This window comes from Actinoallomurus sp. NPDC050550 (assembly GCF_040655075.1).
Classification (GTDB): domain Bacteria; phylum Actinomycetota; class Actinomycetes; order Streptosporangiales; family Streptosporangiaceae; genus Actinoallomurus.
Window position 1 is genome coordinate 61767 of record NZ_JBFAJC010000015.1, and the last position, 15525, is coordinate 77291.

The 15525-nt window shown below is 69.8% G+C and carries 12 protein-coding genes and 1 pseudogene; 5 read left to right on the plus strand and 8 right to left on the minus strand.

Features of this window, described 5'->3' with window-relative positions; translation table 11 throughout:
* Positions 1-90 precede the first annotated feature (90 nt).
* The 3 genes and pseudogenes from lanKC to AB0I04_RS21860 form a co-directional block, all read right to left on the minus strand.
* Positions 91-1443 (minus strand): annotated as a pseudogene (gene lanKC, locus AB0I04_RS21850) (class III lanthionine synthetase LanKC); the annotation flags it as partial.
* Between the two features lie 953 nt (positions 1444-2396).
* Positions 2397-3284 (minus strand): helix-turn-helix transcriptional regulator, encoded by an 888-nt coding sequence (locus AB0I04_RS21855; protein ID WP_360887079.1) that lies wholly within the window; start codon positions 3282-3284, stop codon positions 2397-2399.
* Positions 3285-3552: 268 nt separating this feature from the next.
* On the minus strand, positions 3553-3747 hold the full coding sequence (locus tag AB0I04_RS21860; protein ID WP_360887080.1) for a hypothetical protein: 195 nt from the start codon (positions 3745-3747) through the stop codon (positions 3553-3555).
* Positions 3748-5141: 1394 nt separating this feature from the next.
* On the opposite strand from AB0I04_RS21860, the gene AB0I04_RS21865 reads away from it, so the two are divergent.
* On the plus strand, positions 5142-5345 hold the full coding sequence (locus AB0I04_RS21865; protein WP_360887082.1) for a hypothetical protein: 204 nt from the start codon (positions 5142-5144) through the stop codon (positions 5343-5345).
* On the opposite strand, the gene AB0I04_RS21870 is transcribed toward AB0I04_RS21865, so the two are convergent.
* From AB0I04_RS21870 to AB0I04_RS21880, 3 genes are all read right to left on the minus strand, one after another.
* A complete protein-coding gene (locus tag AB0I04_RS21870; protein ID WP_360887084.1) occupies positions 5326-5817 on the minus strand; it encodes a flavin reductase family protein in 492 nt (163 codons plus the stop codon). The genes AB0I04_RS21865 and AB0I04_RS21870 overlap by 20 nt on opposite strands.
* Positions 5818-5842: 25 nt before the next feature.
* Positions 5843-7558 (minus strand): signal peptide peptidase SppA, encoded by a 1716-nt coding sequence (gene sppA / locus AB0I04_RS21875; protein ID WP_360887085.1) that lies wholly within the window; start codon positions 7556-7558, stop codon positions 5843-5845.
* A 300-nt stretch (positions 7559-7858) separates the two neighbouring features.
* Entirely contained in the window at positions 7859-9844 is a 1986-nt protein-coding gene (locus AB0I04_RS21880) for a glycosyl hydrolase family 18 protein (protein WP_360887087.1), read from the minus strand.
* A gap of 192 nt (positions 9845-10036) precedes the next feature.
* Here AB0I04_RS21880 and AB0I04_RS21885 point away from each other — a divergent pair, with 192 nt between their 5' ends.
* Complete coding sequence (locus AB0I04_RS21885) at positions 10037-10852, plus strand: NUDIX domain-containing protein (protein ID WP_360887089.1); 816 nt, start codon at positions 10037-10039, stop codon at positions 10850-10852.
* Positions 10853-10867: 15 nt separating this feature from the next.
* Here AB0I04_RS21885 and AB0I04_RS21890 read toward each other — a convergent pair whose 3' ends face one another.
* On the minus strand, positions 10868-11590 hold the full coding sequence (locus AB0I04_RS21890; protein WP_360887091.1) for an SDR family oxidoreductase: 723 nt from the start codon (positions 11588-11590) through the stop codon (positions 10868-10870).
* 79 nt (positions 11591-11669) lie between these two features.
* Between AB0I04_RS21890 and AB0I04_RS21895 the strand changes: the two genes are divergently transcribed.
* From AB0I04_RS21895 to AB0I04_RS21905, 3 genes are all read left to right on the plus strand, one after another.
* Entirely contained in the window at positions 11670-12089 is a 420-nt protein-coding gene (locus tag AB0I04_RS21895; RefSeq protein WP_360887093.1) for a hypothetical protein, read from the plus strand.
* 79 nt (positions 12090-12168) lie between these two features.
* Positions 12169-12816 (plus strand): TetR/AcrR family transcriptional regulator, encoded by a 648-nt coding sequence (locus tag AB0I04_RS21900; RefSeq protein ID WP_360887095.1) that lies wholly within the window; start codon positions 12169-12171, stop codon positions 12814-12816.
* 5 nt (positions 12817-12821) lie between these two features.
* Positions 12822-13316, plus strand: a complete 495-nt coding sequence (locus AB0I04_RS21905; RefSeq protein ID WP_360887097.1) for a hypothetical protein — start codon at positions 12822-12824, stop codon at positions 13314-13316.
* A gap of 179 nt (positions 13317-13495) precedes the next feature.
* Here the strand turns inward: AB0I04_RS21905 and AB0I04_RS21910 are convergent, their stop codons facing one another.
* Positions 13496-15424 carry a Xaa-Pro dipeptidyl-peptidase gene (locus tag AB0I04_RS21910; protein ID WP_360887099.1) on the minus strand — a complete coding sequence of 643 codons (1929 nt, stop codon included), beginning with the start codon at positions 15422-15424 and terminating at the stop codon, positions 13496-13498.
* Positions 15425-15525: the final 101 nt, after the last annotated feature.

Consider the following 15525-nt stretch of genomic DNA (forward strand, 5'->3'; position numbering starts at 1 on the left):
ATCCGGGGACGGGGGACCGACGAGCCGTGTGCCCGTCGTCGCGTCGCGGGAGATCTCCGCGACGGCCGGCTCGAGGAACCCGTCGGGTACCGGGAACCGTTCGGCGATCACCTCGGCCAGGTGCGCGGCCTTCGTCCGGTCGAGCTGGAACAACGTCGTCAGCGGGGCGAACAGCGCGAGTCTCAGGCAGGCGAGACAGTACCGGTCGACGGCCGTGCCCCGGCGGTCGGGCGGGGCCAGGAAGCCGGGGTTGGCGAGGATCTGGCGTCCTTCGTCGGCCGCCGCCGCGGCCGTCTCGAAGTCGATCAGCGCGATCGTGTCGTCCGGCCGCACCACGATGTTGAACATGTGCAGGTCGTTGAAGACGATCCCGCGGGCGTGGACGGCCTCGACGACGCGTTCGGTGCCCTCGTAGACCTTCAGGGCCCACGCGGTGTACTCGGCGAGCCGGGCGGGGTCGGGCTCGGGGTCGAGCAGCGGATGCCGCTCGGCGAAGAAGGTGTTGAGCGTGCGGCCCTCGACGAACTCCTGCACCAGGAAGTGGTGGCCGCCCAGGGTGAAATAGTCGCGGACCGCGGGCACCCCGTCGATCCCGGCCAGCCGCTCCAGCATGTCGCGCTCGCGCTCGAGCCGCGTGACGGCGTCGGCGTCGTCGGCCGCCAGACCGGCGTGCGGCCGGCCCTCCTTGAGGACCACGCGCTCGCCGGTCCGGGTGTCCTCGGCGGCGTAGACCCCGCCGCCGTTGGAGAAGTGCAGCGCCTCGGTGACCTTGTACGGCAGCCCGGCCATCGTGACCCCGTTGCGTGCGTCGAGGTAGGGCCGCAGGCAGCCGGGGACGGTCACCCACTCCGGAACCTTGAACACCGGGTCGCGGCGGTCCGGCACGAGCCGGCCGTCGCCGTCCTCGATGGCCGAGACGAGCCGGCCGCTCTCGTCCATGCAGTGGCGTTCGGCGAAGCCGCCGTAGCGGACGTAGAGGGGCCCGTCGCCGATCCGCAGATCGGTGAGGATGTACGGCCCGGGCTCGCCGGTCAGGAGTGCGCCGAGCTCTCGTAGAATCCCCTGGAGTTCGGCCTCGTCGCGCGGATAGATGGTGACGAGTTTCCCGCTTCCACCGCGCGGCGCGTATTTCGCGTTGCGCATCAGCAGGACGTCGACACTGCGCAGGTGCTTGAAGGAAATGCCGCGCGGAACGCAATAGTCGCGCACCCGGGTCAGCACGCCCTCGGCGTTGTCGTGACACGCCGACACGTGGATCTTCCAGCCCTGCCGGGGGATCTGCTGGGCCGGCGGGACGTAGACGAGCCACTCGCTGCGGCGAATCCGCTGCCAACCCTCGGGAAGGGACTCATCGGCGATGGAGAAAGCCGGGCGCTCCTGTCCGTCCAGGACGTCATAGAAGAGCCTGTCTTTCTGGCAATACAGCTCGTACTGCTTTTCCACCGATGCGTCCTCTGCTCGGAAGTGGACCGGTCGGGAGAGGCCCCGGGTGTTACGAGAACCGAGAATGTCAGGACGCCGATGGATCGCCTAGGGACAAGTATCACGAATGACCCGTGATGATGTCCTATGGCATCTTGTGACTGTGAAAGCTGACAAGTCGCCTCACGCGGCATCTGTGCAGATAGACGCTATTCCGAGAATGGCTACTCGACAGTAGAGACCGGCAACGGATGGCGCCTCGGGCGCCGGCCGGTCAGCCGGCCGCTTCTCGTCCGCCGGTCGACCCCGTCGCGTCAGGCGGCGTCTCGTCGTCAGGCCGGCTCAGTGTGCGGTGCAGGTGATATGGCCGGGCCGATTCGGTGTGCACAGGGCGGTGGGCGCGCACGGCGATGGGGCCGTGTCGGCCGACACGGTGCGCGGACCGCTGTTCGCCGTCGAGGGCGGTAGGGTGAGGCGCATGTCGGGGGTCTCGGCCGTGGCCACCGCGCGGTCGGCGGGTGCCGGGAGGACGGTGCCTTCCGGGCGGGCGACCGGCAGGTGTCCGCCTTGAGGAAAACTGCGCGCGATCTTGGTGCAAGCGGCACTCCGCCATGGTTAGATCGGTGTCACCCTTGGGCATTCACTACGCAGTGCCCGAGGTCGATAACGCTCGGTGTTGATATTGTCGGTCGCGTGGGGGTCCCTGCGGCCGGCCATTCGATGAGGAGAAGGCAGATGGCTGCCGATCCAAGCTCGCTCGCCCTGGCCACCCCGTGGCGGAAGAGCACGCGCAGTTCGTCAGGCGGTTGTGTGGAGGCTGCTCTGGCCGAGGTCGTTCGACGGCGACCGGAGACGGCCGTGGACGACGCGCATCGGGTCGATCTGCCAGTGCCGTCCGGCGCCTGAGGCGACCGGCCTTACGCGTGTTTCCTGCCGCGTCGCCTGCCCGATCGTCCTCAGGTGTACGGCCGTGGTCACGCGTCCAGCGGTGTCTCGTCCCTCATCTGCGCTGCGACCGCCTCGATGAAGGCCATTGACTCCTCTTCCGGGAGTGCCAGTTGACGAAGGTGGTCGAACGCCTCGAGGTAGGCGGCGATCTGCTCGCTGTCGGCCACGGTGAGGTCACCGCCGCGTGCATTCTCGAGGTACAGGACGCCTGCGGGTCCGCTGTCGAATCCGAGAAGCGTGAAGTCGCCGAGCAGGCCGAAATGTGACCCTTTATCGAATGGGATCAATTCGATCGTCACATCCGGCATGCGCGCGATCTCGAGAATGCGGGCGAGTTGACGCGGCATGATCTTGGGATCGCGTTGCCCGCCGACCCGTCGCCGGATCACCGCCTCGTCCAGGACGTAGTGCTGCTGCGGCCGGTCCTCGCGGTTGAACACCTTGTCCTGCCGCAGGAGACGGACCTCGATGACCGCTTCTACCGCGACGGCGGACGGCAGGTACTCGATCGTCAACGCGCGTGCGTATTCCTCGGTCTGAAGAAGTCCGGGCACAAGAAGCGGCGAGAACCAGCGAATGCTCGACGCCCCGAGCTCGTAGCCGAGGTACGTGGCATAAGCGCTGTCCAGGTCGGCCTTGTAAGGATCCCACCAGCCGCGGGTCCGCGCGCCGCGCGCGAGCTTGGACAGATCCCGGATACGGGATTCGTCGGTGACCCCGCAGTATCTCAGTAGCGCCTGAAGGTCGGTCGTCGATATGCCGACGTTTCCGCCTTCGATCCTGATGAGTTTGGACGGCGACCAGTCAAGCGCGCGGGCGACCTCCTCCTGCGTCTTGCCGGCGTCGCGGCGTATCCGCTGAAGCTCGGCCGTGAGGCGCGAGCGCTGAACGACAGGGCCGGGATCCGATGCCATATCTCCCCCCTCACCGGTGAAGATCGAGAATCAGTGGGGCGTCCGTCATCTCGCCTTCTGCCGCCTTCCAACGGGCTTAGACTAAATCAGCGAGATGGCAGGATGCCATACCCTTTTGCAGCAAGGTGGCAAGCGTCCACCCGGACAGTCACTCGGGTAACGCTCGTGGCGCGTTCCAATACTGCTTGCCGGTCGATTGACGTGCATGTCGACCAGGGGTAATGATGTTCGCCTCGGTCGTTTCGCGGTCCAGGGTGACGAGTGACGGTCAGAAGAATTTCAGTCGTTCGAAATCCGTGGATTCGGCTTCCCGAATATAGACCGCGCCGCCGTCGTGCATGATCTTTTCCAGGAACGCGTAGACCTGGAGCGCCCGGTTGATCACGTCCGTCTTCGTGTCCTGAGTCAGCTGGACGACATCGTCCAGCGCCGTGGCGGAGCGAGCGGTGAGGTTCACGGTCACCCGCTCCAGAGGGCTCTGCGAACGGCCGGCCGCGGGCGCTCGGCCCGGTCCCGACTCCGCCTCTCGCGGTGCGGATCTCGGTGTCTTCGGCATGGCGTCCATCCACCTCTCATCCGCCCCGCCCCGCGCGGCCGACAGGTGACCGGTGGCGGGATAGCGTGCCGTACGGTCACATTGTGCGGGTCGCCTGCTCGCCCTGCCAATAAAAGCAGGGTCGCAGGAAGGTGACATGCCGATAGCCGTATGGCGCCACGCGTATGCCATGTGACCGGCGTATGGCGCATGGCCGGACGGTGCCGTGAAAGGCCAGGTGGTCGCCGTTTCCGGCGCGGAGTCGTTCCGCTGTCGCGTCCCGTCGCCCGGTCCGCTCGCCGCCACCTCGCCGGAGGACAGTGCGCACGTCGGCGTCACGCATCGCGGCGGTGGGCAGGGCGACTCCGGGCACAGAGCGAGCGGGCACCGTGAAAGGGGGCATGGCGGGAGTCCGCACCGCGGAAGGCCGCACAACGGGAGCGGGCGCGACGAAAGTGCGCACCGTGAGAGTGCGCACACGGCGAGCGTGCACCGAGAAAGCGCGCACGACGGAAGCCCGCAGCGAGCGAGTGCGCGTCACGATAGCGCGCACAGCGCGGGGAAGCGTGACGCGGGGGCGCATAAGGGAATGTCCGCGATAGGGGCCTGGCGATGCACGTCCTGGCCGATAAACAGCAGGCAATTGGCTTTATCGCCAAATAGATAATTGTGTCAATTTGGTTAGGTGGACTGCCGAATAATCGAGCGTTTCGCCGGTAATCTCTATATCGAGGCAAGCAGCATAACTGCTCCACCTCATAGGAGACGAGCGGTGCAAACGAAATGGAATGACGAGACCACCATCGGCCGGGAAGCGACGGAGAACCCGACCGGCCGCGCGGACGTGGCCATCGAGCGGCAGACGCACGAGATGACCGCCACGATGGGGGACCTGCGGCTGCGGACCGCTTCGGACGAACCCGTTCACTCACCGAGCGGAATGGCCACGGCAGGCCTGAAGACGGCGATCGCCGGACTGATCGCCAGCGCACCCTTCATCACCGGCGGTTACCTGCTCCACGCGCCGGCCTGGCTCGCCCTCGTACTGGCCATGCTGGCCTTCCTGCCGCTCGTCACCTGCATCGGCGTCGTGGTCATCGCGCAGGAGTTCCGGCGCGGCACCGCCCCGTGCACCGTACGGCCGTCTCGGACTCCCGGTCGGCCCGCCTCACCTCGCCGGTCGGCTCGGACCCTCGGCCGGCCCGGCTCGCCTCGCCGGCCGTCTCAGGCTTCCGGCCGGCCCGCCTCACCTCGCCGGACGTCGTCGCCGACGCCCGGCCGCCCGTCCGCGCAACCACCCTCTCCCCGGATGGAGACCCTTCATGTACATCGTTCTCGCGGTGATCGTCGCCCTCTTCATCGGCGCGCGTTCCGAGCGCGCCCGTCAGGCCCACCGGAACTGGGGCATGTACAAGGCCCGCCTCGCCGAGATGCGCGGCCTGCGGATGCGGGAGACCGCCCGGGCGATCTTCGGGATCGTCGCCCTGCTGGCGGTGATCGTTCTCGTCAGCGGTATCGGCGGTTGACGCGGATCAGCGGCGGCCGCTCGGCGTCGATGTAGTCGACGGCGAGGACCTCGGCGATGAACAGCACATGGTCACCCGCGGTGACATGCTGCCGGGCCTCGCACTCCAGCGCGGCCGCTCCACTCTCGATCACCAGCGCCCCGGACCGCGACCCCCGATGGTGGGGCTCCCCGGCGATCAGCAACCGGGCGCTCGGCCGGCCCGCCGCGGCGAACCGGCCGGCGAGCGCCCGCTGGTCCGCGGCCAGCACGGTCACGGCCCAGCGTTCGCACCGCTGCAGCACCTCACTGAGGTACGACGTGCCGTCGACTCCGACCAGCACCATCGGCGGATCGAGCGAGACGGAGGAGAACGCGGTCAGCGTCGTGCCGATGTCGTCGCGTCCGTCGCGCACGGTGACGACCACCACGCCGGTCGCGAACGTCGCGAGCGCGTCGACGAGATCGGCGGCCGGAACCCCGCCCCCGGTCACGGCGCGGCCGGGCGGCCGGCGTGCGTCAACGGATCTCCCAGGTGCCCGGGAGCAGGAGCGGGCCGCCGGACGGCAGGCCGAGGCGCGCCGCGATCCCGGTGATCGGCCCCCAGGCGTCCACCCGGGCGCTCGCCGCCGTACGGTCGTCGCTGGACTCGGCCGGGCGCAGGCGATCGAGCGGCGTGACGCGGGGGTAGGTCCGCACCGGCGCGTCGACGGGCAGCCCGGCCTTCTTCCGCGCCAGGTCGACCGCGTACGCGAGGCCGCCGAGCTCGTCGACCAGCCCCCGCTCGTGGGCGTCCGCCCCGGTCCACACCCGGCCCCGGGCCAGCTCGTGCACGCGGTCGCGGGACATTCCCCGGCCGTCGGCGACCTTGCCGGTGAAGTCGTCGTACACCCGGTCGAGGAAGGTGTTGACCCGTGCCCACTCCTCCTCGGTGAAGTCACGCGTCGGCGCGTACATCCGGGCGTGCGCCCCGTGTTCGACGGTGCCCAGCCCGATGCCGAGCCGCTCGAGCAGGTCACCGACGACGGGCTTGCCGAAGACGACCCCGATCGACCCGGTGAGCGTGCCCGGCTGCGCGACGATCGTGCTGGCGGGGGCGGCGACGAAGTACCCGCCGGACGCCGCGACGTTGCCCATCGACACGATCACCGGCTTGCCGGCCTTGCGGGCGAGGACGACCTCGCGCCAGATCGTGTCCGAGGCGACGTACGAGCCGCCGGGGCTGTCGATCCGGAACACGATCGCCTTGACCTTGTCGTCCCGGACCGCCGCACGGAACGCCGCCGCGATGGTGTCCGAACCGATCGACGCGCTCTGCCCGGGCAGGAGGCTGCGGCCGCTGCGGCCCAACCGGATCGGCCCGTGCCCCTGGATCAGCGCGACGACGTCCTGCTGCGGACGCGGGATCCGCTTGGCGACGCTTTGGGCGCGGTTGTAGCGCGCGACGTAGCGCAGCCGGACCTCCCCGTCGGCGCCGGATCCCCGCGCCGCCTTCCGGACCTCGGCGTACACCTCGTCGCGGTAGGCCAGCCGGTCCACCAGGCCGGCCTCGAGGGCCTCCGAACCCAGGAGCGGCGCCTGGTCGATCAGGTCGCGGACGCGCTCCTCGGGTAGCCCGCGCCCGGCGGCCACGCCCGCGATCACCTGCTCGCCGACGGAGGAAACGATGCGGTCGGACATCTCCCGGTGCTCGGGCGTGTACGAACGCTCCATGAAGGTGTTCGCGGCCGTCTTGTACTCGTGCCGCTTGGCGAACCGCGGAGTGATCCCGGCCTTCTCGAGGGCCTCGTTGAAGAAGGGCTCTTCCAGCGCGACGCCGGTCAGCGCCAGGTCGCCGGACGGCTGCAGGTAGATCCGCTCGAACGCGGTCGCGAGATAGTACGGGACGGTGCCGCGGCCGGTCTCCCCGAACGACTCCGCCCAGGCCACGGTCAGCTTCCCCGCCTGGCGGAACGCCTGGACGGCCGCCCGGAGCTCCTGGGCGACGGCGAGGCCGAGCCGGTTGCCGCCGATCCGTACGATGAGCGCCCGCACCCGCGGGTCCGAACGGCCCTTCCGCAGCCCGTCGAGGACGTCGCGCAGATGGGCCCGGCGCATCGACACGACCGCGCTCACCGGGTCGGCGGGCGGGCCTTCGACGATCCCGTCGGTGAGATCGAGTTCGAGGATCAACGGCGCGGTGCGGCGTTCGCGCGCGTCCTTCAACAGGTCGACCACTGCTCCGGCATCCACCATGAGGCAACCCTATGCCGCCCGCCCACCGCCGCGTCGCACCGAGGCGACGATCCGGCGGGCGGGCGGCCGAGGCCCGGTGGCCCGGGACGGGGTCCGGCCGGGACGGGCGGGAGCTTGTCAGGGTGTGGGGGTCGGCGGGGTGGGTGGACCCGCCGGGCCGTGGTGGCGGTCCGACGAGGTAGGCCCGTTGGACCACGGGGGACGGCGGGGTGGGTCGGTTCGTGGGGATCGGCGGGGTGGGTCGGTTCGTGGGGGTCGGCGGGGTGGGCCGGTGCCTCGGGGGCACCGGCCCACGATGGGTCAGCCGAGTCCCGAGGACAGCGCGGTCATCAGGGTGCCGGTGTCCCCGGACATCTCCCAGATCATCGCGCCGAGCAGGTTCTTGCTCTTGATGTAGTCGGTCTTCTTCCCGATGGACCAGGGGTCGTCGAACGTCCACCACTGGCCGTTCGCGCCGGTGTAGCAGTACGTCGCGACGGCCTGCTCGTTGTGGTACACCGTGCAGCCCGGGACGTTCGCGGCGATGTTCTTGTAACCCCGGGTGCCGGCCTCCTCCGGGAAGTCGCCGGGTGCCGCGCCGTTCGCGGACTGCCACTCGCCGTTCTTGCCGCCGTCGGCCACCTGCTGCCAGCCCCGGCCGTAGAACGGGATCCCGATCGTCAGTTTGCGGGTGCTCACCCCCGCGTCGGTGTAGACCTTCACCGCCGAGTCGACGCTGAAGTGGGTGGAGTACGGGTCGTTGTTGTCGACGTACAGGTTCGCCTGGTCGCCGGTGCGGTTCGGCTCCCAGGAGTTGTCGCTGCCCGCGCCGTGGAAGTCGTACCCCTGCACGTTGGCGAAGTCCAGGGAGTTGAAGATCTTGGACAGGTCCCAGCCGTTGTTGACCTTGACCGGGTCGGCCGGGGTGAAGGCGGTCAGCAGGTGGCCACCACCCAGGGCGTCCAGCTGGCTGCGGAACTCCGCGAGCAGCGCGGTGAGGTTCGCCTTGTCGCTCGGGTCGTAGTGGTTACCCGGGTGCCCGTTCGGGTCGCCCGGCCACTCCCAGTCGACGTCGATGCCGTCGAACACGCCCGCGCCGGTCCCGGCGCCGCCGGTCCCGTCGGACGACACCGGCAGGTTGCCCTTGATGAACATGTCGATGCAGGAGCTGACGAGCTTCTTGCGCCCGGCGTCCGTCTTGGCGGCGTCGGAGAAGAACTTCGAGTACGTCCAGCCGCCGATCGACACGAGCACCTTCAGGTTCGGGTACTTCGCCTTGAGCTTCTTAATCTGGTTGAAGTTGCCCTTCAGCTTCTGGTCCCACGTGTCGCCGACGCCGTCGACGCTGTTGGCCGCCGACACCGAGTCACCGTAGTCGGCGTACGCGTCACCAGCGCCGGTGCCCTGGTCGGGGTCCTCCGGGTTGGTCGACGTGCTCTTCGTGGTCTCCAGGCAGGTCAGGTTGGTCGGGTCGAGGTTCTCAAACGCGTAGTTGAGCACGGTGAGCTTCCCGGCCGCGCCCGTCGTGTCGAGGTTCTTGATCCAGTAGTTGCGGCCGTAGATGCCCCACTGGGGGTAGTAGCCGACCTTCTGGTACGAGCCGCCGCCACCGCCGCCGGACTGCGTCGTGCCGGTGACCGGCGCGCTCTTGGCAGACTCGTTCCCCGCCGCGTCCCGTGCCGTGACGGTGTAGGTGTGGCTGCTGCTCGCGGCCAGCCCGCCGATCGTCGCGCTGGTCGTGGTCGACGTGGCGACCACCGTGGATCCCTCGTACACGCGGTAGTCCGTGACGCCGACGTCGTCGGTGGACGCGGTCCAGGCCAGGCTGAGGGAGCTTGACGTCGTGCCGCTGACGCGGAGGCCGGTGGGCGTCGTCGGCGGTGACGTGTCGCCCCCACCGCCACCGCCGCCGGTGCAGGACTGCCCGTTGAGCTTGCAGTTCAGCGGGGTCGCCGACTCGGGCGCGCCGACCCAGCCGAAGCTCGCCGAGGCGCCGGGCGCGAGGGTGCCGTTGTAGTCGCGGTTGGTGAAGGTGTAGTGCGTGCCGCTCTGGGTCATCAGCGCGTCCCAGTACGACCCGACGGATCCGCCGGCGGGCACGTCGAACTCGACCTTCCAGCCGTTCAGGGTCGTGGATCCGCCGTTGGTGATCGTGTACTTGCCCTGGTAGCCGGTGCCCCAGCCGGAGTCCTTGGTGAAGGTGGCGGTGGGAGCGGTGGCCGCGCGGGCGTTCGGGGTGAAGTGGGGCAGGGCGAGGAGGGCCGTCGCCGCGAACGCGACGACGAGCCGGAGGATGGTCCGTCTCAAGTTCGGCTCCTCTGAGACTGGCGGGGGAGGAGCACGGCGCCGTACTGGCCGAAAAGAAAACCTTCTTTCCAGTTGGTGGGAAGCTAACTCCGCTGGCGAGCCGCGTCAATGCCCGAAAAACCGGTGGTCAGCCCGGCTGTGCGGGTGGTTTCCGGCGGAGGCCGCCCCGACCTGCCCGTTACGCTCACTGGTATGGGCGACGGGGACGGCTGGGTGAATTGCGACGCGGGTCATCGCCACTGGGGACGGCACGGTGCCGCCGGTCTGCTCCTCTATCACCAGGGTCCCGAGCCGCACGTCCTCCTCCAGAAACGCGCCCTCCTGTCGATCGGCGGCGGCACCTGGGGGATTCTCGGGGGCGCCCGCCACAGCCACGAGGACGCGATCACAGGGGCGCTGCGCGAGGCGGGGGAGGAGAGCACACTCGACCCGTCCGTCGTCCGGGTCCACGGCCTCGTCGGCGAACACCACGGCGGCTGGTCGTACGAAACGGTGATCGCCTCGGTCGCCGAGCGGCCCCGCGTCCGCCGCGCGTCCTTCGAGACCGCCGCCGTCGCCTGGGTCCACGCCGACGAGGTGCCCCGCAAGAAGCTGTTCCCCGCGTTCGCCGACGGCTGGTCCCGGCTCCGCGAGGCACTCGTCCGCCCGGTGCTCGTCGTGGACGCCGCCGCCCTCGACGGGACGGACGGCGACGGCGCCGCCGCCGTCGAGTGGCTCCGCGACCGGCTCGCCGCGCTCGGCCCCGTTCCGGACCTCCCGGGCACCGTCGCCGACCTGTCCTATCCGGAGATCGTCCTGGCCATAGGCGACGCGGACGTTCCCGGAGTGGACGGCGTACGGGTCGTGGCGGTGCCGGCCGGGGCCGAGGCGTTCACCGAGCTGGCCGCACCGGGCGCTCCGGACGAGCATCGCGTCGTCGTCACGGGCGATCCGGAGCGGAGGCGCCGCACGCTGGCGGCGGGCGCGGCGCTCGCCGACCCGAGCTGGCTCCGCGGCCTCCTCTCCTGAGCGCCGTACGTCGTCCTACCAGGGCAGCGGGCCGTTCTCGTCGAAGTAGCCACCCGTGGGCCCGTCTTCGCCGGTCAGAGCCAGGTCGACGGCGACCTTGGCGCCCTGCGCCGGCGTACGGGCGCCCCGGTATTCGTTGAGGTCGGTGGCGCAGTGACCGGGCTCGCACGCGTTGATCTTGATCGCGGTCTCTCGCAGCTCCTTGGCGTACTGCGCGGTGACCGCGTTCAGCGCCGACTTGGACGACCCGTAGGCCAGCAAGGACGGCAACGTCGAGTCGGGAGCCGCGTGCATGCTGATCGACGCCAGGCGGCTGGAGACGTTGACGATCCGGCCCGCCGGCGAACGCCTCAGCAGCGGCAGCATCGCGTTCGTCACGGCCACCACCCCGAACACGTTGGTCTCATAGACCGCCCGCATCGCGGCCACGTCCGTCTCGCTCGGCGGACCGCCCACCGGACGGTCGGTGATCCCGGCGTTGTTCACCAGGATGTCGAGCCGTCCGAATCGATCGCCGATCCATCGCGCCGCCTCGGCGATCGACGATTCGTCCGTGACGTCGAGCCGGACATGGTGGAACTCGCCGCCTTCGGCGCTCAGGGCGGCGACCGCCTGTTCGCCTCGGTTCCGATCGCGCGAGGACACCAGCACCGCACAGCCGTACTGGGCCAACCCGCGAGCGATCTCCAGTCCGATGCCCTTGTTCGCCCCGGTGACCAGGGCCGATTTCGTTGCCATACGAAGATCCAACGATTTAGAGCGCGCTCGAAGTCAACCCTGTCGCTTCAATCAGGACGGGACGGGGCATGGTGGCCTCATGACGGATCGCGATGAAGATCCAGCTCCGGCGAAGCCCATTCTCATCGTCGACGGGGCGAACGTCGTGGGTTCCCGGGCCGACGGCTGGTGGCGGGACCGGGCCGGTGCCAACGAACGGCTGCGCGACCGGCTCGCCGCCCTCGGTGGGGTGGAGGGGCTGCCGGAAGCGGGCCCGGGCATCGCTCATCCGGAGATCATCCTGGTCACCGAAGGCGCCGCTCGGGGCGTGCCGAGTGTTCCCGGGGTACGAGTGGTGGCGGCGCCGGGCAGCGGCGACGACACCATCGCCCTGCTCGCCGTGCCCGAGGCGGACGAGAGCCGGACCGTCGTGACCGCCGATCGCGAGTTGCGCCGCCGCGCCGAGTCGGCCGGCGCTTCCGTCGTCGGGCCCCGCTGGCTCCTGGACCGCCTCGGCTGAGACCGCCTCTTCTTAATCGGTGTACGGACAAGATCGCGAATGTTATTGTCACGCTTGACAATAACGGGGGCGAGTACGGATGGCGGGAGAGCGGCGCAGGCGTCGTACGCCCGCCGAGGCGCGCGAGGAGATCTTGACGGCCGCGGCGGCGCTCATCGCCGAGCGCGGGCCGGACGGGGTCGGGCTGCGGCAGGTGGCCGAGGCGGTCGGGGTCACGCACGGCCTGGTGACGCACTACTTCGGCACCTACGGTGCACTGGTCCGGGAGGTCCTCCGGCGGGAGAACGCGCTGCTGCGCGAGCGAGTCCGCGACCGCATCCGCGCAGAGGCGGGCCTGCCGACCGCCAAGGGGATGATGGGCGTGCTGTTCGACACGCTCGCGGACGAGCGGTACGTACGCCTGTGGGCGTGGGCGGAGCTGCACGCCGACCTCGGAATGGCGGATCTGGGCCTGCGCGAGCTGGTCGACGCGATGGACCAGGGCATTCGCGCGGTACTGCCCTGGGAAGAGGTCCCCGGCCGGGATCGGATCGAGGCGGTCGTGCTGCTGGGCCTGTCCTCCGCGTACGGCTACGCACTCGGGCACCGCTCCTGGCTCTCCGGGCTCGGCCACGACCCGGCCGACCCGGACCGTGACGCCGCCTTCCGCTCCGACCTGACGACCGTGCTGGCCGGCTACATGACCGAGGCGTCCGGGCTGGTGCCCCGCGACAAGGAGGAACGGTAACAGTCATGACGGTCAACGTGGCCCTGCCGGTGGGCATCGCCGTACTCGTCATCGCCCTGCAGTTCATGACGCGACCGGTGCGGTGGCAGAACTGGATCTGGGTGGTCCTCTGCGTCGCCCGCGGCTTCGTCCCGCCGGGTCCCGCCCGCGCGACCGCCGCCGGCATCAGCCTGCTAGTCGTCTCACTGATCGCCTCTGCGATCTTCGGCGTGCTTCGTGGCCGGACGATGCCGATGTGGCGGGGCGAGGACGGAGCGGTCTACCGCCGGGGCGGCGGCGTCACGCTCCTGCTGTGGCTGGCCACGATCGCCACCCGGCTCGCGATCGGCGCGCTGGGGCAGTCGGTGTTCGCCGAGCCGTTCGCCTTCGACGCCCTGTGGCTGGGCCTGGGCGTCACCCTCGCCGCCCAGCAACTAGCCATGACCCACCGCGCGAATCGCCTCGCACGCCCCGCCCCCCGGGCCGACCGTGCTGGTCTTGGCCATGCTCGCCGCTGGTGAAGTGGCGGTCCCAGATCGGGAGCGCATCCGTATCGCCGAATGCACAGATTGGGGACAACTCGTGGAGTGGGGGATTCGGGCCGCTACGGCCGACTCCATCGAGGACGTCCTCGGCTGAGGATCGCCAGTACGTGAGCGGGCCCCGGGACGACGGTCCCGGGGCCCGCTTCATTCGTTGATCAGTGGAAGTCGTGGGGCTGCTTGGGCAGGACCACGTGGGTGGGGCCGCGCCACTTCTGTTCGGCGGAGAAGGCGGACTCGGACGGTGTGCCGCCGACGATCACCGGGAGGGTGACCTTGCTGCCGGCCAGGTCGACCGTTACCGCGGCGCCGGTGGCGTCGTCGTCCTGGGTGTCGGCGTCGGTGCCGATGAGGACGAGGGCGAGCCGGTGCCCGGCCTTGAAGCGGTAGTCCTGCGGCAGGGTGTCCCAGCGGACCGAGTAGGTCGTGCCGGGCGTCAGCGGTGAAGCATGGCTGAGGGAGAGCCGGTTCTGCGCGTCGAGGTAGCCGCGGGTCACCACGTTGACGTCGGACGTCACCGTGTCCGTGACCACCTTCTTGTAGCAGGCGTCGTCGGCGGCCGTGCTCTCACCGTGGCAGTCCTCGGTGGTCAGCGTCTTCACTCCCGAGCCGGCGCCGAGGTAGTTGACCCGCGTGTCGGTGCCGTAGTCGACGAGCAGCGCGCCCAGGTTGGCCGTCGGCTTGTTCAGCCTGACCTTCAGGCTGACCTGCGGCGTGCCGGACAGCCGGACGTCCTGCTTCAGCGGTGGGGTGGTGTAGGCCAGCCGGTACGGCTTCGCCGTGGTGGGGTCGGACACGTCGTCGCCTTCGGCCTGCTTCGTGTCGCTGTACGTGCCGGTGCCGGCGCCGGCCTTGAGACCGAGCGTGCCGTCGGCCTGCGGGCGCAGGCTCAGAGCCCGGGTGTGCGGCGCGGGCCAGTCGGACTGAGTGGCCCACTGGTCGGGGGCCACCTCCACGTCGGCGCGGGGCTGCTGCATGACGCCGTTGGGGAGCTTCCACAGCCAGTGGTCGAACCACTGGTGGAGGGTGTCGACCCAGGCGTCGCGGCGGAAGTCGAACGGGTCGACGTGGCCGTACTGCGACAGCCACACCTTCCGCGGCACTCCGCGCTTGGCCAGCGCCGCCCACCAGGTGGAGAACTGGCTCGGCTTGACGTTGAGGTCGTTCAGCCCGTGGATCGCGAAGACGCTGGCGTGCACCTTGCTCGCGTCGGCGATCGGCCCGACCCGGTAGTTCCGCTCATTCCAGAACGGGTTGTAGTTCCCGGTGGCGTCGTCCTGACCCTGGGCGAGCTTCTGGCGGACGGCGGCGCACTTGGCGGGCGGGTCGGTGTCGACGAACTCCGCGAGCCCGTCCTCCTCGCCCTTGAACCAGATGGTCCCGTTCACGCGGCTGTAGTCGTACCAGGAGCTGATCGCCGAGATCGGCACGATCGTGTCCAGGCCCTTGACGCCGGTGGCGGCGACGGCGTTGGCGAGCGTCCCGTCGTACGACTTGCCGATCATGCCGGCGTGGCCGGTGGACCAGGTGGCCTTCACCTCCTTGCCCTGGGCGTCGAAGGCCTTGGCCCGGCCGCCCAGCCAGTCGATGACGGCCTTGCCGCCGAGGACGTCGGAGGCGCCGCCGGAGGTGGGGCAGCCATCGGACTTCGTCGTGCCGTCCATGTCGACGTTCAGGACGGCGTAGCCGCGCGGTACGAAGTAGTTGTCGTAGTACAGCGGGAACTTCACCGGGTTGCCGTTGGCGTCGTACGCCTTGCGCTCGGACTCGTTGCCCCGGCCCGCGTTGTCGTAGTACGGGCTCTCGTCGATGATGGCGGGCACCTGGAGCCCGGCGTTCGTCTCCTTCGGCCGGATGATGTCGACCCGGATCAGGTCCTTCTTGCCGTCACCGTCGGCGTCGACGCTCGACTGGACCCGGACGAACTCCCGGATGGCGTTCTGGTACGAGAAGACGGGCTGGGTGACCCCGCCCGACACCTTGATCGTCGGCTTCTTCGCCGCATGGGCGGCGGGCATCCCGGCCGCCGTGAGGGCGGCCGCGACTGCGATGGGGGCGAGGACTCCTCGCCGTGCTGAGATCCGCACGCGCTACCTCCTGAGGTTGCGCGCGAAAATCTCTCGCAGTGCGCGGCGTCGTCACAAGGTCATTGCCACATGTGGCCCTATTCATCACGGCGGCTTGGCGC